13 protein-coding genes and 1 tRNA gene are annotated in these 17,082 nt (G+C 69.3%); 6 read left to right on the top strand and 8 right to left on the bottom strand.

Annotated elements, in window-relative coordinates; translation table 11 throughout:
• Positions 1-10: 10 nt before the first annotated feature.
• Positions 11-1,450: a phytoene desaturase family protein gene (locus tag FCK90_RS08030; RefSeq protein ID WP_246180095.1), complete on the bottom strand. Its 1,440-nt coding sequence runs from the start codon at positions 1,448-1,450 to the stop codon at positions 11-13.
• Positions 1,451-1,667: 217 nt separating this feature from the next.
• Here FCK90_RS08030 and FCK90_RS08025 point away from each other — a divergent pair, with 217 nt between their 5' ends.
• Entirely contained in the window at positions 1,668-2,348 is a 681-nt protein-coding gene (locus tag FCK90_RS08025) for a transglycosylase SLT domain-containing protein (protein ID WP_246180093.1), read from the top strand.
• Positions 2,349-2,438: 90 nt separating this feature from the next.
• On the opposite strand, the gene FCK90_RS08020 is transcribed toward FCK90_RS08025, so the two are convergent.
• Positions 2,439-7,382 carry an NAD-glutamate dehydrogenase gene (locus FCK90_RS08020; protein ID WP_181954242.1) on the bottom strand — a complete coding sequence of 1,648 codons (4,944 nt, stop codon included), beginning with the start codon at positions 7,380-7,382 and terminating at the stop codon, positions 2,439-2,441.
• Positions 7,383-7,546: 164 nt separating this feature from the next.
• A complete protein-coding gene (locus FCK90_RS08015) occupies positions 7,547-8,071 on the bottom strand; it encodes a histidine phosphatase family protein (RefSeq protein WP_246180092.1) in 525 nt (174 codons plus the stop codon).
• 89 nt (positions 8,072-8,160) lie between these two features.
• Between FCK90_RS08015 and FCK90_RS08010 the strand changes: the two genes are divergently transcribed.
• The 3 genes from FCK90_RS08010 to FCK90_RS08000 all read left to right on the top strand — a co-directional run bounded on the left by FCK90_RS08010 (position 8,161) and on the right by FCK90_RS08000 (position 12,016).
• Complete coding sequence (locus FCK90_RS08010; RefSeq protein ID WP_246180090.1) at positions 8,161-9,174, top strand: aldo/keto reductase; 1,014 nt, start codon at positions 8,161-8,163, stop codon at positions 9,172-9,174.
• A gap of 248 nt (positions 9,175-9,422) precedes the next feature.
• Positions 9,423-10,028 carry a DUF2617 family protein gene (locus tag FCK90_RS08005; RefSeq protein WP_220433307.1) on the top strand — a complete coding sequence of 202 codons (606 nt, stop codon included), beginning with the start codon at positions 9,423-9,425 and terminating at the stop codon, positions 10,026-10,028.
• An 86-nt stretch (positions 10,029-10,114) separates the two neighbouring features.
• A complete protein-coding gene (locus FCK90_RS08000) occupies positions 10,115-12,016 on the top strand; it encodes a bifunctional sugar phosphate isomerase/epimerase/4-hydroxyphenylpyruvate dioxygenase family protein (protein ID WP_158033787.1) in 1,902 nt (633 codons plus the stop codon).
• A gap of 51 nt (positions 12,017-12,067) precedes the next feature.
• Here the strand turns inward: FCK90_RS08000 and FCK90_RS07995 are convergent, their stop codons facing one another.
• On the bottom strand, positions 12,068-12,499 hold the full coding sequence (locus FCK90_RS07995) for an acyl-CoA thioesterase (protein ID WP_158033906.1): 432 nt from the start codon (positions 12,497-12,499) through the stop codon (positions 12,068-12,070).
• Positions 12,500-12,708: 209 nt separating this feature from the next.
• On the opposite strand from FCK90_RS07995, the gene FCK90_RS07990 reads away from it, so the two are divergent.
• Positions 12,709-13,344 (top strand): YdcF family protein, encoded by a 636-nt coding sequence (locus FCK90_RS07990; protein WP_158033786.1) that lies wholly within the window; start codon positions 12,709-12,711, stop codon positions 13,342-13,344.
• Between the two features lie 248 nt (positions 13,345-13,592).
• Positions 13,593-13,676, top strand: a tRNA-Leu gene (locus FCK90_RS07985).
• Positions 13,677-13,811: 135 nt separating this feature from the next.
• Here the strand turns inward: FCK90_RS07985 and FCK90_RS07980 are convergent.
• The 4 genes from FCK90_RS07980 to FCK90_RS07965 all read right to left on the bottom strand — a co-directional run.
• Entirely contained in the window at positions 13,812-14,693 is an 882-nt protein-coding gene (locus tag FCK90_RS07980; protein ID WP_158033785.1) for a substrate-binding periplasmic protein, read from the bottom strand.
• Between the two features lie 20 nt (positions 14,694-14,713).
• Positions 14,714-15,160 (bottom strand): universal stress protein, encoded by a 447-nt coding sequence (locus tag FCK90_RS07975; protein ID WP_158033784.1) that lies wholly within the window; start codon positions 15,158-15,160, stop codon positions 14,714-14,716.
• Positions 15,161-15,217: 57 nt separating this feature from the next.
• A complete protein-coding gene (locus FCK90_RS07970) occupies positions 15,218-16,702 on the bottom strand; it encodes an alanine/glycine:cation symporter family protein (protein ID WP_158033783.1) in 1,485 nt (494 codons plus the stop codon).
• Between the two features lie 74 nt (positions 16,703-16,776).
• Positions 16,777-17,082, bottom strand: a 306-nt coding sequence (locus FCK90_RS07965) for an integrase core domain-containing protein (RefSeq protein WP_158033782.1), incomplete at its 5' end; no start/stop codon positions are given.

The following is a 17,082-nucleotide window of genomic DNA, read 5'->3' as shown; positions in this document are numbered from 1 at the left end:
GGCCGCCGGTTCAGAACCGGGTCAGGTCCTGGAGCGCCGTGTTCGCCGCGTGATAACCGCCCATGCCGTGGACCCCTCCGCCGGGAGGGGTCGACGACGAGCAGAGATAGACGCCTTGCCCGCCGGTGCGGTAGGGGTTGAGCACGGCGGCCGGGCGGAGGATCTGCTGCAGCCCTCCCAGCGAGCCGCCGCCGATATGCCCGCCGACGAGGTTGGCATCCATCGTCTCCAGGTCCGCCGGGCTGTGGTCGATCCGCTGCAGGATGCGATCGCGCACCCCGGGTGCGGACCGCTCGATCTGCTCGATCACCCGGTCCCCCGCGAGACGCGGGTTGCCGTCCGGGCCGCGGTATCCGTGCGGCACATGGGCGTAGGCCCACAGGATGTGCCGGCCCTCCGGCGCCCGGGTGGGATCGACGGCGGACGGCTGCGTGACCATCACGAAAGGCCGCTCCGGCAGCCGGCCCCGCGCGGCCAGCTTCTCGGCACGGTCGATCTGCGCGACGGTGCCCCCGAGGTGCACCGTCCCGGCCGTCCCGATCCTGGGGTCCGTCCAGGGCACGGGCCCGTCGAGCAGGAGGTCCACCTTGTGCACGGCTGTTCCGTAGGACCAGGTGCGCAGTGCGCGCCGATACCGCCGGGGCAGCTCCAGCCCTCGCAGGCGCAGGATCTGCCGCGGGGTCAGGTCGAGCATCGTGATCTGCGGGGCCCCCAGCTCCCGGACGTCCTGGACGCATCGCCCCGTCTCGATCCGTCCCCCGTGGGCGGAGAGGTCCGCCACCAGTGCGTCGACGATCGACTGGGTCCCGCCGCGGGCCACGGGCCACCCGTTGACGAAGCCGAGCACGTTGAACATCACCGCGAAAGCACTGGTCAGCGGGGCGGACATGGGAAGGGCGGCATGGGCCGCCGACCCGGCGAAGAGGCCCCTGGCCTGCTCGGAGCCGAACAACCTGGTGGTCCAGGTGACCGGCCAGGGCGCTCGCAGCCCCAGGTCGAGCATGGCGAGCGGGTGACGGGGCATGCGCAGCAGGGGCCCCAGCGAATCCCGGACGATCTCGGCGTGGTTGGCATACGGCCCTCGGTGCAGGGCTCTCCAGGCGGGGCCGTCCGCGCCCAGTCCCTCCGCGGTGGGCTCCAGGCCGGGATGGAGCAAGCCCGGGCTCTCGCCGTCCAGAGGATGGGCCGCCGCGATGTCCGGACGTACCCATTCCAGGCCGTGGGACTCGAGCTCGAGGGCTCTGAAAGCCGGTGATACCGCCCCGAAGGGGTGGCACGCCGCCCCCAGGTCGACCACCGTGCCGGTCCCCAGGAGCGCGGCCGAGCGGGCGGCGCCCCCGACGGTGCCCTGGGCTTCGAGCACGGTGACCCGCACACCGGCCCTGGCCAGCATGCAGGCAGCGCTCAGGCCGTTGGGTCCCGCTCCCACCACTACGGCATCCGTGGCCACGGTCTCGCTCCTCCACCGCCCTGCGGGGGCTCTCCTCGGGTCCGGCTCGGTCCCCGCGACGAAGCGCCCGCTCCGGACCGAGGCGCTACGGGCACCACCAGTAGTGCAGCACCACCGCAGTCGCCGGGCAACCCGGTCCCGCTCGGCGTTCCCATTGACAGCCGAATAGCATGTCCTCCCGCCCGGGCTCTCAGGTCCATGGCCTACTCTGGCCGGGATGACTGCCTCCTCAGCCAAATCGCGCGGGAACCCGAAGGGCCGTAAGCCCTCTGGCTCACCGGCGAGAAAACCCGCCGGTTCCTCCCGGCCGAATCGCGGTGCCGGCGGCCCGGCGCGGCGCGGAAGGCCCGGTGGACCGTTCCGGGACAGCTGGATCGCCCTGGCGGCGGTCGGGCTGCTGGTGATCGGCGCGATCGGTGCCGTGGTCCAGAACATGGACCCCACCTGCGCCGATCGAGACCAGGCCATCCCCGAGGACTGGGCCGACGACGTCGCCGCCGCCGCACGCGTCTCAGGTTTCCCGTCGTCCGTCGTCGCCGCGCAGATCGACACGGAGAGCCGGTGGGACCCGGACGCCGAGAGCCCGGTGGGCGCCGTGGGACTGGCCCAGTTCATGCCGGACACCTGGGAGCTGTACGGCCAGGGCGAACGCACCGACCCCGAGGCCTCGATCGCCGCCCAGGGTCACTACCTGCGCGATCTGCGGCGCATGATGGCTCCCCTGAACCCCGCCGACGAGCAGGCCGAACTCGACCTGGTGCTGGCCGCGTACAACGCCGGGCCCACGGTCGTCCTGGAGAACGGCGGGATTCCCGCCTACCGGGAGACCCGCAACTACGTGGAGCAGATCAACCGCCTGTCCACGACCCGTTACGCGGAGGTCTGCACCCAGGCGTGAGCCGGTCGCTCTCTGCCGAGACCGGAGTCTGGTCGTCCCTCGGCTGCTGAGGGGCGACCAGACTCCGGTTTCGGCTGAGAAGCCGTTGGCCTACTCCTGGATCGCGGCACGCATGGTGCGCAGGGCCACGGAGAGCGCAGCCAGATCCGCCGCCGGATCTCCCGCTGCGCTGGCCTCGATGTCCTCCAGGGTGGAGCGCAGCCGCGTGAGCCGGGACTCGTTGGCCTCCTCCCAGGCGGTCACGCGCTCATCGGGCGTGGCGCCCCCGGCCTGCAGCGCCTGAGCCGCCATGGAGACCAGGGTCGAGTAGACGTCCTCGCGCAGGGAGATCCTGGCCAGGGCCTCCCACCGGGTCGCCTGGGGAAGGTCGCCGATGCGCTTGAGCAGCGTCTCGATCCCGAAGCGGTCGTAGAGCAGGAAGTAGACGCGGCCCACCAGCTCCAGGTCGTCCTCCCCCTGGGATCCCAGGCGGACGACGTCGAGCAGCGGGTAGGAGTCCAGCAGCCACGACCACTCGCGTGCGAGGTCCTGCGGGACGCCCTGCCGGAGGGCGATCTGCAGCAGCTCGTCGTCCCGGGTGGCGGACTCCTGGTCCAGCAGGACCGTGGTGCTGCTGCGCAGTTCCGAGATGGGCCCGTACCGTTCCACGAGCTGGCCGATGGAACCGGCCGTCTCCCCCCGGCTCAGCAGCCACCGCACGGCGCGGTCGACCAGCCGGCGCACGTCCTGGATCATCCGCACCCACAGTTCCGTGGGGATCTCCGCGGGCAGGGCGGACATGGACGAGAGGTAGGGGTCGATGTCGAAGATCTCGACGGTCGCCAGGAACGCCTTGGCCAGGTCCCCGGCCGTGCACGCCGTCTCGTCCATGGCGCGGAAGGCGAATGATGCGCCCCCCACGTTGACCATGTGGTTGGCGACCAGCGTGCACAGGATCTCCCCGCGCAGCGGATGGGACTGCAGGTCCTCCCCGAACCGCTCCAGGACCGGCGCGGGGAAATAGGTGTCCACGACGTGCGAGGTCCAGGGGTCGTCGGCCAGGTCCGAGTCGATCAGCGCGGCGGAGAGCTGGATCTTGGCGTAGGCCGTCAGGACGGACAGCTCCGGGGAGGTCAGCGTATCCCCGGCTTCGATCCGCTCCTCCATGGCGTCCGTATCGGGCAGATCCTCGATCGCGCGATCCAGGTCCGCCGTCTCCTCGAGCCAGCCCATGAGCCGCTCGTAGGTGACCATGTAGCGTTCGGCCTTCCACCGGTCCACGGTCAGGGTCACGTTCTGGGCCACGTTCGTGCGCAGGACCAGATCGGCGACCTCGTCGGTCATGGACTCGATGAACTCCGCCCGGTCCTCCGGGTCCAGGCGCCCCGCGGTGACCATGCGATCCACCAGGATCTTGATATTGACCTCGCGGTCGGAGGACTCCACCCCGCCGGAGTTGTCGATGGCGTCGGTGTTGATCAGCACGCCGTTCCGGGCGGCCTCGATCCGGCCGCGCTGGGTCGCACCCAGGTTGCCGCCTTCACCCACCACCTTGACCCGCAGCTGCCGGCCGTCGATGCGGATGGAGTCGTTGGCCTTGTCCCCGACCTCCGCGTGGGACTCGTCCGTCCCCTTGACGTACGTGCCGATCCCGCCGTTGTAGAACAGGTCCGCGGGAGCCCGCAGGATCGCCCGGATCAGTTCGATCGGCGACAGCGCGCTGGTACCCTGCGGCAGATCCAGGAGACCGCGCACCTGGTCCGAGATCGGCACGGATTTCGCCTGCCGGGAGTAGACGCCACCGCCTTCCGAGATCTTGCCGGAGTCGTAGTCCTGCCAGGAGGAGCGGGGCAGGCCGAACAGGCGCTCCCGCTCGGCATAAGAGACCGCCGGGTCCGGGTCGGGATCCAGGAAGATGTCGCGATGGTCGAACGCCGCCACCAGCTTGATGTGCTCCGAGAGCAGCATCCCGTTGCCGAACACGTCGCCCGACATGTCGCCCACGCCGACCACCGTGAAGTCCTGCGTCTGGGTGTCGTGGCCCATCTCGAAGAAGTGGCGCTTGACCGACTCCCAGGCACCGCGGGCGGTGATGCCCATGGCCTTGTGGTCGTAGCCGACCGATCCGCCGGATGCGAAGGCGTCGCCCAGCCAGAAGCCCCGCTCCACGCTGATCGCGTTGGCCGTGTCGGAGAACCGGGCGGTGCCCTTGTCGGCGGCCACTACCAGATAGGAGTCGTCGCCGTCCCGGCGCACCGTCCGCTCGGGTGTCACGGTGCGATCGCCGGAGCTGGAGCCCTCGGCGGCGCCGTCATCGGTCGATGCGGACCCGACGACCAGGTTGTCGGTGATGTCCAGCAGCGCGCCCACGAACTCCTTGTAGGCCTCCTCGCCCTCGGCCGCCCATGCCGCGCGGTCCGCGGAGGGGTCGGGCAGCCGCTTGGGGTAGAAGCACCCCTTGGCTCCGCTGGGGATGATGACCACGTTCTTGACCATCTGCGCCTTGACGAGGCCCAGCACCTCCGTGCGGAAGTCCTCCCGGCGGTCGGACCACCGCAGGCCTCCGCGGGACACGGGGCCGAAGCGAAGGTGGGTTCCCTCCACCCGGGGCGACCACACCCAGACCTCGAACTGCGGCCGGGGCAGGGGCGCCGCGGAGATCCGCCGGGGGTCCAGCTTGAGCGCGATCGCGGGCCGGTCGGGCTGATAGGCGTTGGTGCGCAGGGTGGCGTCCACCGCCTCCACCAGGGTGCGCAGGAACCGGTCCGCATCCAGGGTGGGCACGTCCTCCAGGGCGGCCGCGACCTTCTCGTGGACCTCCTCACGCGCTGCGGCACGTGCCTGGTCGTCGGGTTGTCCGTCACCGGACACGAATCGGTCGGGGTCGAAGGAGGTCTCGAACAGCGCCACGACCTCGCGGGTCACTTCGGGGTAGGCCAGCAACGTGGCCGCCATGAAGTCGAAGGAGTGCGGCACGCCGAGCTGCTGCAGGTACTTCACATAGGCGCGCAGGACGGCGATGGTGCGCCAGTGCAGGCGTTCCACCAGCACCAGCCGGTCGAGGGCGTCCGACTCGGACCGACCGGCGAGGACCGCGCACAGCACTTCCTCGATCAGGTCCTCGGTGCGGGCATCCTCCGGCCCTTCCGGCGCCACGCCGGCGGGCAGCTCCACCCCGAAGTCGTAGAGCTGGAACTCGCGCCCGTCCGCCGGGGAGATCTCATAGGGCTTCTGATCGAGCACGGTCATGCCGAGGTTCTGCTCCATCGGCAGCATCTCGGTCAGGGTCAGGCGCCTGGTCAGATAGACGTTGAGCCGGACCTGCTCGGCGTCGCCCTCCCCGAGGGTGGCCACGCGGACCTCTGCGGCCTGTTCCGGGCCCTCGCTCCACAGCAGTTCGCAGCGCTGCAGGTCGGCCACCGCCTCGTCGATCTCGTAGTCGGCGCGATAGGCAGGCGGGAAGGCCTCGGCCCAGTTCGAGGCGTATTCGCGCGCCTGCTCGCGGCTGAACTCCGTTCCGATGGCTCGCACCAGCGCATCCGGCCACGAGCGCACCGCTGCGCGCACCCGCGACTCCAGGGCGTGCAGGTCCACCGAGGGCGGGGTATCGCTGGGCAGCCGCAGGCGCAGGAACAACCGGGCCAGGGAGGACGACGACAGCCTGACCTGGAAGTCCACGTCCCTCGCCCCGTACGTGTCCACCAGGACATCCGCCACGCGCTGCCGGACCGAGGTGTTGTACCGGTCGCGGGGGAGGTACACGACGGCGGAGACGAACCGCCCGAACAGGTCCGGGCGCACGAAGATCTTGGTCACGCGCCGTTCATCCAGTCCGAGCACGCCACGGGCGGCCTCGGACAGCTCCTGCACGGACATGTGCAGGAGCTCCTCGCGCGGATACTCCTCCATGATGCTCAGGAGGTCGCGGGCGGAGTGGGAGTCCGGCCTGAAGCCGAACTCCTGGACCACGGTGTCGATCTTGTCCCTGACCCATGGCGTCTCCCGCGCCGGGGTCGCGTAGGCCTTGCGGGCGAACAACCCGATGATCAGGTGCTCGCCGATCACCTGCCCGTCGCCGTCGAAACGGCGGATGGCGACGTAGTCCAGGAACTCGTTGCGGTGGATCTTCGACCGAGTGTTGGCCTTGGTCACGAAGAGGGTCTCGGCGTCCTTGGCATGCTCCTGGGCCTGCGGGGTCAGCTGCCGGCGGCCGGGACGGTCCCCTTTCTCGACGAGCAGTCCCAGGCCGGTCTCGGGCCGGGAGACCAGATAGAGCTGGTCGTCTGGGCCCTTGAGGTCGTATTCCTTGACCCCCATGAGCACGAAGTTCGCGTCGAGCATCCACCGCAGGAAGTCCCGCGCAGCCTCGACCTCACCGGGATCGAGCGCACGGGCGGCACCGCCGCCTGCAAGCCCATCCAGGGACACCGCCAGCCCCTCGACCGCCTCGCGCATGGCGTCCTGGTCCCGGGCGACGACGGCGACGTCCCCCAGGATGGGCTCGAGGGCCTCGGCCAGCCGGCGACCGTCCTGATCCTCGAGTTCGCGGGTCAGGACCACCTGGACCCAGGACTCCACCGCCGTGCTCTCCCCCAGCCCCCCGACGGTGGGGATGGTCTGGGTGTCGCCGCTGGAATGCGCCGCGAAGTCAGGCACTTCGTCCACGGATTTCAGCACGCCCTGCTCGCTGCGGGTCACGCGCAGGATCGGATGGACCACCAGCCGCGCACCGCCCCAGTTCTGGGCGATCTGCGTGTTGATGGTGGAGACCACGTAGGGGACGTCGTCGGTGACCACGTAGAGCACCGATCGCTCGGCCTCACGGTCGACGTCGATGATCGTCTGGCGCGGTTGCCGCCGCTCGGCGACCTCTCGGTGGTGCCGGGCCCGGTGGACCAGGGAGTCCTGCGAGCGCGCGGCGAGGTCCTCCTCCGACACCGTGGCGTAATAGGCCTGGATCCACGCCTCGTCGCCGGTGAAACGCGGGAGATCGCCCACGGCGGGCAGCACATCGGTCCGGTCGGTGACCTCTGCACGGTACTGGTTTTCTGTCACTACTCGATCACGCCTTTGTGAGGGATTGTGAGGTGGAGGGAGAGCCGCGAGCGGCTCGAGATGCTCAGGGGAGCACCCCTCTCACACTAGCCCTCTCTCCGCGATTGCCAAGGGCCTGCCCACCTCGGTCTTCCTCCGGATCCCTCCCGGCCGCGGAACCGGTCTCAGGAGTGGCTGGGCACCCCCACGAGCGCCTCGTCCAGGGGCACCACCTCCGCGTTGCGGACCCGCCGCGGCTCGGTACCGTGCAGGAACGCCACGGTGAACCTGATCAGGGTCCCGTGAGCCACCACCAGCACGTTGCGCCCCGGGAACTCCCGCTGCACCTCGCGCAGGCCGCCGACGCCCCTGGCCACCACCTCGTCCTCGGGCTCCGCCACCGTGAGAAGGCGTTCGTAGTCCTCCAGGGAGATGCCAGCGACGCTCTGCCCCTCGTTGGCGCCGAAAGAGCGCTCGACCAGGTCCTCGTAGGCCGGCCCCAGTTCGATGCCCAGTTCCTCGGCCACGATCCGGCCGGTCTCCCGGGCACGGCCCAGCGGAGAGGTGACCACCAGGTCCCAGCCGGGGTCGGCGTCGCGCAGGAGACGGGCCGCCTCCAGCGCCTGCTCTCGGCCCACCTCGTTCAAGGGGATATCGGCGCGGCCCTGCAGTCGGGCGGCCTGGTTCCAATCGGTTTGCCCATGGCGCATGAACGCGAGCATGCAGTCTCCTCCTGGACGGATGCGGGACGATGAAGGACGGGTCATGCAACGGCCCGGCCCTCCGCCATAATGGCGGCATGGATACGGATCCGGATTTCCCTGAGACCATTGTCCCCGACGACGACGCCGGGCGCACGGAGAGCCCCGGCACACTCCTGATCTACGGTGCCATGGGCCTGGGCGGGTCCTGGGATAGCTCCCCGGTCACCAATGCCGAGGTGAGCCAGGGCCTGGAGGCGCTGGACACCGCCGTGGAGGCGGGTTTCCGGGACATCGACCTGGCGGACATCTACACCGCGGGCAAATCCGAGACCGTGGTGGGCCGCTGGCTGAAGGAGAACCCGGGTCTGCGCGACCGGGTCCGGTTGCAGACCAAGGCGGGGATCCGCCTTCCCGGGAACACCGCGCCCGCTGGGTCTCCCGTCCACTACCGGCTGGATGAGACCGCCCTGCGCGGCGGGCTGGAGGGCTCGCTCGAACGGCTGGGAGTGGACTCCGTGGATCGCTTCCTGGTGCACCGTTGGGACCCCCTGGCGGATCCGGCGGAGGTGGCCGCCGTCCTGGACGGGCTGATCGACGATGGCCTGACCCAGGGCGTGGGCATCTCCAACGTGTCGTGGCACAGGATCAGGGTGCTCCAGCGCCATCTGCAGCACCCGGTCCAGGCGATCCAGTCCCAGCTGAGCCTGGGGCACCGGGACTTCGTGGAGCGGCAGATCCTGTGGGATCACCCGGAGGCCACCGAGGTGGACTTCAGCGAAGAGCTCCTGGACGAATGCGCAGCGTCGGGCGTCGAGCTCCAGGCGTGGGGCTCCCTGGACCGCGGCCGCTATACCCGGCCGCCGGGGGAGGGCCCCGACGCCGCCACCGCAACGCTGGTCCACCGCCTGGCCGACGAGCTCGGCTGCTCCCCGGAGGCCGTGGTGCTCGCCTGGCTCATGCGTCTTCCGCAGGGCATCCGCCCGGTCATCGGCACCACGAACCCCGCCCGGATCCGCGCATGCGCCCAGGCGGATGCGGTGGTCTCCCGGATGACCCACGAGCACTGGTACTCCCTGCTCAACAGCGCGCGCGGCCACGACGTCCCCTGACCGTCCGGACTGTTGCATAAAAAGACATGCCCGCCGCAATCGTTGCCTCATTATAAAATGCCCTCTGACCTGCGGGAACATGGAATAGTTCCATGAACTTGCAGGCAACTCCCTTGCAGACGACTCGCCTGCGCACGTAATTTGCAAATGACCAACGTGCGGGCGACCGCCATCAGGCTGACCTCCCCGGGCCGCCCTGCACAGGGAGAGGAGAATTCTTGACCACTCGATTCGGGGAGCTGTCCCCTATGCCAGCGAACACCCTCCACCTGGACCGCGAGCTACCGGCACCACCCAGCGCTCTGCAGTCCACCGGCGACGTCAAGGCCATGACGTTCGAACCCGGCCCAGACCTGCTGCCCGCCATAGAGTCCGCCACCGTGGAAGTGCCCGGGAGCCAGGAGATCAGCGTCGAGCTGCGCCTCCTGGAGACGGGGCACCAAGTCGTCCTGCACGTCGACGGCCAGCGGTGGGTGGAGACCCTCACCGACGTCGGCACGCAGGACTGCTATCCGCCGATCAGCCAGCTTCGCGACGATCCGGTCAGCGGCTCGCTGTTGTACGAGGCGCGCTGCACGATCACCGAGCACTCCCCCCGGGGCCTGCGCCGGCAGCGGGAACGCGCCCTGGCCACCTGCGCCTCCGCCAGCGGCTCGCTGGTCAGGGCGGGCGAGAAAGCGGGCGGCACCAGCCGCGCACGGGCCGACGACGCCGGGCTGTGCGTCTTCGGCAACCAGGAGGACGAGATCCTCTGGCGGTCGTGGCGGATCCTGCCGGGCGCGAACCGCCTGGTCCAGACCTCCAGCACCGTCTGGCTCGCGGCCTTCGGGTCCACGCTGAGCCGGGCCAGCTGAACCGGCCGGGACTGAACCGCGCCCCCTGCTAGGGTCGCGTGTGCCGGGCGGTAGCGCCCGGCACACGGCCTGCTGGAGGAGGACGCATGCACACCTCGATCGCCACGGTCTGCCTGTCGGGCACGCTGGAGGAGAAGCTCGAGGCGGTGGCATCGGCAGGTTTCGACGGCGTCGAGATATTCACCCAGGACCTCGTGGTCTCCCCCACGGCCCCGGAGGAGTTGCGCGAGCGCGCCGGCGACCTCGGCCTGTCCCTGGACCTCTACCAGCCGTTCCGCAACGGCGTGGAGCTGGATCCGGTCGCGTTCGACGACGCCCTCCGCCGGCTGCACCGCACGGGCGATCTCATGGGCCGCCTGGGTACGGAGACCCTCCTGGTGTGCTCCAACGTCTCCCCGGACGCCGTCGCGGACGACGACCTGGTGGCCGAGCAGCTGCATCGGATGGGCGACGTCGCCGCTGAGCACGGCATCCGCCTGGCCTACGAGGCCCTGGCCTGGGGCACGCACGTCAACGGGCACGACCACGCCCATCGCCTGGTGCTCGCCGCCGATCACCCCCACGTGGGCACGTGCCTCGATTCCTTCCACATCCTGTCGGCGGGGGGCGATCCGTCCTCGATCGAGGAGATGGATCCGGGGAGGATCTTCTTCGTCCAGCTCGCCGACGCCCCCTTGATGCACCTGGATCCGCTCTCCTGGTCCCGGCACCACCGGGTCTTCCCCGGCGAAGGCGACTTCGACCTGGTCGACGTGATGGCACGCCTGGTGCGCTCCGGTTACGCCGGACCGATCTCGCTGGAGATCTTCAACGACTCGTTCCGCCAGGCCGACGTGCACCGAACCGCCGTCGACGGCCTGCGATCCCTGCGCTGGCTCGAGGACCGCACCCGGGCGGCGCTCGCCCCGGAGATCGGCTCCGGACGGACCCGGGACCGGCTCGAGCTGCAGCCGCTGCCGGCGATCTCCGCGCCCTCCGGATGGGACTTCGTGGAACTGCGCACCACCGACCTGGGCGACACCACCCGCCTGCTGCACCGCCTGGGCTTCCGGCTGGGCGGGCATCACCGCAGCAAAGAGGTCCAGGTGTGGCTGCAGGGCTCGGCGCGGATCGTGGTGTCGGAGGCCGGCGGGAGCACGCGGCGCGAGCCCCACATCGACCCCCGCGAGCGCACCGACGCCCATTCCGTCGCCGAGGTCTCGGGCCTGGGCTTCGAGCTCTCCGATCCCGGCGCCGCCTTCCAGCGGTCCACCGCTCTCGGGTCCGCCCCGGTCCCCCGCCATGAGCTGCCCGGCGAGGCTCCCCTCCGGGGCGTCTGGGCTCCCGACGGGACGGAGATCTTCTTCGGTCCCACCCCGGACGGCAGCGCCCCGGGGTGGCTGAGCGAGTTCGGGGTCGAGGAGGACGCCCTCGGGACGAGCGACCTGATCACCGGCATCGACCACGTCAACGTGGCGCAGAGGTGGCAGCACTACGACGAGGGCGTCCTGTTCTACACGTCGGTCCTCGGCCTCGGATCCACCCCGGCCCAGGACGTTCCCGGGCCCTCAGGGCTGGTGCGCTCGCAGGTGATGCGCAGCCCGGACGACGCAGTCCGGCTCCCCCTGAACCTGGCCCCCACGGCCGCCGAGCAGGGCTCGTTCGTGGGTGTGGCATATCCGGAGCACATCGCGCTCGCCTCGGAGGACGTCCGGGAGGTCGCCCGCCGGGCGATCCACCGGGGACTGGAGTTCCTGGAGATCCCGGAGAACTACTACGAGGACCTGGTCACGCGCTTCGGCCTGGACGAGGAGACGGTGTCCGAGCTGCGCGAGCTGAATCTGCTCTACGACCGCGACGAGCACGGGGAGTTCCTGCACTTCTACACCCGCACGCTCGGGGACGTCTTCATGGAAGTGGTCGAGCGCCGCGGCTACCGCGGATTCGGAGCGGAGGACGCCCCGGTCCGCCTGGCGGCCCAGTACAGATTGCGGTCGGCGCGCACGTGAGCGGCGCCGTCGTCGCCGGATGACGCCGGCGCCCGGGAGGCCGAAGACGCCTCAGCGGAACAGCGGCGGGCCTCCCCAGGGTTCCAGGACCTCCCGCTGCTGCGCGGTGAGCCGCAGAACGCGCTGCTCGGCCGGATCGTAGAGGGCCAGCTGGGTATGGGCGCGGATGCAGACCTCCCCGGTGGCCGCGTCGTGGACCTCGATGCCCAGGATCAGCGCGGCCCCCGCGGCCTTGACCACCCATACCCTCACGGGAGCCGGGACGTTGCGGTATTCGAGCGCCTTCAGGTATTTGATGCGATGCTCGGCGATCAGGGCCTGGGTGCCCACGGGGAGAGTGTCGAAAAGGGGCACGGCCGGGGGAACCACCTGGTCGCCCGTGCCCACCGGGATCCCGAAGGCGGCGATGCGGGCCTCTTCCAGGATGCGCACGACCTCGACGTTGTTCACGTGGCCGTAGGGATCCATATCGCCCCACCGCATGGGGATGCCGACCACCGTCCCCGGGCCTTCGCCCAGGTCATGGGGGTTACGAGTGTGAGAAGTATCTAGCGCGTCCGGCATCGTCATCGACCCCTGACTCTCCTTATGATTCGGGCTGGATCCCATCGGGCGTCCACGCGTGTGTTCCTCGCACCCAGCTTGGCAAACACTACGCGGACTACGGGGGAACCCACCGGGGAAGGTTGAGGATGAGGATTTTAGTCAGGTACCCGCGGCGCGTCATCTGGACCGCCGTCGGCTCCGCCGTGGCGCTGGCCTGCGCCTGGGTGCTGATCTGCACGGGTGTGCTGCTGCATCCCCGGGTCACCGAGAACCCGCAGCCCGCCGATGCGGTGTTCGTCCTGGGGCCGGCGGACTCCACCCGCGTGGAGGAGGCCGCCAGGCTCATGGATTCGGGCATTGCGCCGACCGTCGTGGTCGCCACCCCCGATCCGGTGGAGGGCACCTGGCCGTCGGATGCGGAGTTCATGCGCGAGCGACCGTTCTGCGACGACGACCTTCCGTACGAGATCATCTGCTTCGCCCCCGACCCCTCCACGACCCAGGGGGAGGCGATCAAGCTGCGGGAGCTCGCCGAGGAACGCGGGTGGGAGAACGTGATCGTGCTGACCTACCGCCCGCACGTGGCACGCGCCCAGCTCATCGTCGGCCGGTGCTTCGACGGCACGACGCAGTGGCCGACCTTCGACTATCACGACGACTATTCGATCCTCAGCCGTTCGACCTGGCGGGAGTACGGCTACCAGACCGCGGGCTTCCTCAAGGCCTGGGTCACGCCCGGGTGCGATACACAGCTGCCGTGGCGACCCAAGAGCGGCGTCTAGGGAGCGCCGTCGGTACGAGCGGCCCGGGCGCGAGTTCACACCGTGCTGCTGAGTTCACACGCTCTGCGGTGAGATCTCAGCAGCACGGTGTGAACTCGGCAGCACGGTGAGATGTCATGCCGCTATCAGCATCCGCCCCTCCATCCGGGTCGTCCGCACCTCCGCGATCTCCCGATTGGCGCAGAAGACGAGGGACGGGTATGCTGTTCGTCGTTGCCCAGCGGGGATCCGTCCCCGTTGAACACCACGCGCGAGTGGCGGAATAGGCAGACGCGCACGGTTCAGGTCCGTGTGCCCGAGAGGGCGTGGGGGTTCAACTCCCCCCTCGCGCACGTATGAGGTAGTGCTGGGAACAGAGCGTTACCAGTTCACGAAGGCCCCGTCCGGTTCTCCGGACGGGGCCTTCGTGCTGTCTGGGGTCTGCGGCCCGGCCCGGTGCACCTCGGCCAAGCCGGCAGGCCGTAGTGCTAACCGTCGATCAGGCGGGGTTCACCGGGCTCGGCAGCCGAAGGATCCAGGCCGTTCTCCTCCAGGATCTCGGCCAGACGTCCGCTCTCGCGCAGCCGGTCGACCGTGGCGTTCAGGGCGGCGAGTAGATCGTCGTCGCCCTGTTGCACGACGAACGCGGACTGCCCGGGCTCGAGCGACGCGGAGACCTGGTCGAAGGGCTCCGCGGCCTCGACCACGAGGTCGTTCTCCTTCGTGAACTCCCGGCCGACGCCCACGGTGTCGACCGCGGCGTCGATGTCCCCGTCCTCCAGGGCACGGAACATCGTCAGCGGCGAGTTGTAGAGCACCAGGCCGTCCGCGAAGTAGTCCCGCAGGTCGGCGACGTACTGATAACCCACCACGGTGCCCACCCGCTTGTCCTGCAGCTGGGCGAAGTCGGAGACCCCGTCGGGAGAGATGATGGCCACCTGATCCGCATAGATCGGCTCGGTCAGGTCCAGGATCTCGGCACGCTCCGTGGTCCGGTACCAGTTGCCGGCACCGACATCCGCCCCGCCGGCCTGGACGGTCGAGAGGACCGCTCCTGCCGCCGTGGAATGGACCTCGATCTCCAGGCACTCGGTCGCCGCGAAATCGGCCAGGATGTCGCCGTCGACCCCCGTCAGCGTGCCGCCGACGGTGAAGGCGGTGCCGTCGACCGACAGCTCCCGGTCCAGGACCTCCGAGTAGGGAGGCAGGGAGTACGTCGAGACCTTCAGGATCCCGTCGGTGTCGGTCGCGAACTCATGCTCGGGCACGCAGTCCTCGGCCACGGAGTCGGAATCGTAATTGCTGCAGGCCACGAGGGCCGCCGTCGCAAGGACCGCCGTCGCGAGTCCTGCCATAGTTCGTCGGAACATGGTTGCTCTCCTTGGGTTGGTCAGGGGACCACGACGACGGGGACCGGAGCGTGCTGCACGAGACGGCTCGCGGTGCTCCCGAAGATCGCCTGCTTGAGGTTCCAATCACCGGTACGGGCCACGACGACGATGTCGAACCCCTCCGCCCCGGCGATGCCGCTCAGCACCTCCGACGGGCGCCCGAAGTGGACCGACGTGGTCAGCTCCAGGCCTTCCAGCAGATCCTCCCGGCCCATCAGCTCCAGCAGGGGCTTGAACAGGGTCTTCTCGGTGGCCTCCTGCTCCTCTTTCATCTTGATGGGGCGCCCTTCGAGCTGGGGCAACGTCGGTACGTCGTACCACCGTGACCAGTTGATGACGTGAACGACGTGGACGCGCCAGTCGCTGACCCGGGCGCGCTTCAGGGCGAATCGCAGAGCGCGGCGGGAGGGCTCACTGTGGTCGACACCGACCAATACGGACTCCATGGTGGGGTCTTCGCTTTCTCTAGTTCTCGCGGTGTGGCGGGCAGGAGGCGGAAGAGGTCAATGCTCGGTCGTGGGGCTGGCGACCCTCTCGCCCTGCCCCTTCTTGACCCGTTCCTCCTGGATCCGCTCCTCCCACCAATCCGCTCCGGTGATACCGAGTTCCTGAGGATCGAAGGTCGGGTCCACGCCGAGTGCGCGCTGCCGGTCGTAGTCGCGGACGATCTTGCGTACGACGGGGATCAGGAGCATCACGCTGCACAGGTTGACCCAGGCGATGAGTCCGTATCCGATATCGCCGATGGCCCACATCATGTCGGCGCTGATCATGGCGCCGACGAAGGAGATGGTCAGGGCACCCACCTTGAGCAGGCCCTCCAGCCACCGGTTGGACTTCTCCCCCAGGAGGAAGACGAGGTTGGTGGTGGCGACGTAGAAGAAGATCTGGGACGTGAAGGCGAACATGAAGACGGCGACCGCGACGAAGGTCGGACCCCAGCCCGGCAGCGTCACCTCGATCGCGTTCTGGACGAAGTTCGGGCCGGCGACGCTGCCGGGAACGTGGTCGACCAGGAACCCGCCGCGGATGTGATCGATCACGTGGTAGCTGTTGGTCAGGATGATCATCAGGCCCGTCGCCATGCAGACCAGGAGCACGTCGATGTAGATGCTGAACGCCTGGATGATGCCCTGCTTGCCCGGGTGGGAGGCTCGTGCGGCTGCAGCGGCGAAGGTGCCCTCGCCCAGGCCCGTGGCGGAGGCGAAGATGGCCCGGCGCACGCCCCAGGCCACGGCGTAGCCGATGAGGCCGCCGAAGACCGCGTCGATGCCCATACCGGAGGCGACGATGGTCCAGAGGGCGGCCGGGACGTCCTCGATGTCCACCACGATGATCACGACGGCGGTCAGCATGTAGCCGATGGCCATGAAGGGCACCACGGCCTGGGCCACGTTGACGATCCGCTTCGTGCCGCCGAGGATGACCACGGCCAGCAGGGCGGTGATCGCCGCGCCGGTGATCCAGGGGTCCAGGCCGAAGGCGAGCTGGGCACTGGAGGCGATGTTGTTGGCCTGGATACCGGGGAACACGAATCCGTAGCCGACGAGGGCCAGCGTCGCGAGAATCACCGCCAGCCAGGGGGCCTTGAGGCCGTACTTGACGTAGTACGGCATGCCGCCGCGGTCCTCACCGCGAACGCGCCGCTTGTACGTCTGGGCCAGAACGGCCTCGGCATAAGCCGCGGTGGAGCAGAGCAGACCGGTGACGGCCATCCAGAACAACGCGCCGGGCCCGCCGGCGGCGATGGCTGTCGCGACACCGGCGACGCTGCCCACGCCGACGCGACTGGAGAGCGTGAGCGCCAGCGTCTGGAAGGAGGACAGACCGCCCTCCTCTGCCTTGCCCGTACGCAGCTGTTTGATCATGTCCGGCAGTCGCCGGAACTGAACTCCCCGCGTGAGCCAGGTGAAGAACAAACCGAGGCCGAGGGCGAAGTACGCCATCGGCGTCCACACCCAGTTGCTGATGGTTGAAAGCAGTTCCATGTAGGTCTCCGTAGACCGGTGACACCCGCTCCGGAGATGAGGGACTGCCGCACCGTTAGGTGACAGTTGGGGTGTTAGGCCGCGAGGCTCACGGCGGGGTTCATGATGGTCTCGTATTCGATGGGGGTCAATCGACCCAGACGGGCCTGTCGACGGCGGCGGTGATACTTGCGTTCGATCCAGGTGACGATCGCGATCCGCAGCTCGTCGCGGGTCCGCCACCGCTTCCGGTCCAGGACGTTCTTCTGCAGCAGGGCGAAGAAGGACTCCATCGCCGCATTGTCGCCGGCGGCACCGACTTTCCCCATCGACCCGATGAGGTGATGACGGTTCAGCGTCTGCACGAATTTGCGCGACCGGAACTGGGATCCTCGGTCCGA

This window comes from Kocuria coralli (genome assembly GCF_008831305.1).
GTDB lineage: Bacteria > Actinomycetota > Actinomycetes > Actinomycetales > Micrococcaceae > Kocuria > Kocuria coralli.
Note: the sequence above shows the minus strand (reverse complement) of the source record. Positions and strands in the feature narration are given on the sequence as shown.

Coding starts and splice junctions, on each gene's coding strand:
- FCK90_RS08025 (WP_246180093.1), top strand. CDS start 1,668: ATGACTGCCTCCTCAGCCAAATCGCGCGGGAACCCGAAGGGCCGTAAG.
- FCK90_RS08015 (WP_246180092.1), bottom strand. CDS start 8,071: ATGCGCCATGGGCAAACCGATTGGAACCAGGCCGCCCGACTGCAGGGC.
- FCK90_RS08010 (WP_246180090.1), top strand. CDS start 8,161: ATGGATACGGATCCGGATTTCCCTGAGACCATTGTCCCCGACGACGAC.
- FCK90_RS08005 (WP_220433307.1), top strand. CDS start 9,423: ATGCCAGCGAACACCCTCCACCTGGACCGCGAGCTACCGGCACCACCC.
- FCK90_RS08000 (WP_158033787.1), top strand. CDS start 10,115: ATGCACACCTCGATCGCCACGGTCTGCCTGTCGGGCACGCTGGAGGAG.
- FCK90_RS07995 (WP_158033906.1), bottom strand. CDS start 12,499: ATGCGGTGGGGCGATATGGATCCCTACGGCCACGTGAACAACGTCGAG.
- FCK90_RS07990 (WP_158033786.1), top strand. CDS start 12,709: ATGAGGATTTTAGTCAGGTACCCGCGGCGCGTCATCTGGACCGCCGTC.
- FCK90_RS07980 (WP_158033785.1), bottom strand. CDS start 14,693: ATGTTCCGACGAACTATGGCAGGACTCGCGACGGCGGTCCTTGCGACG.
- FCK90_RS07975 (WP_158033784.1), bottom strand. CDS start 15,160: ATGGAGTCCGTATTGGTCGGTGTCGACCACAGTGAGCCCTCCCGCCGC.
- FCK90_RS07970 (WP_158033783.1), bottom strand. CDS start 16,702: ATGGAACTGCTTTCAACCATCAGCAACTGGGTGTGGACGCCGATGGCG.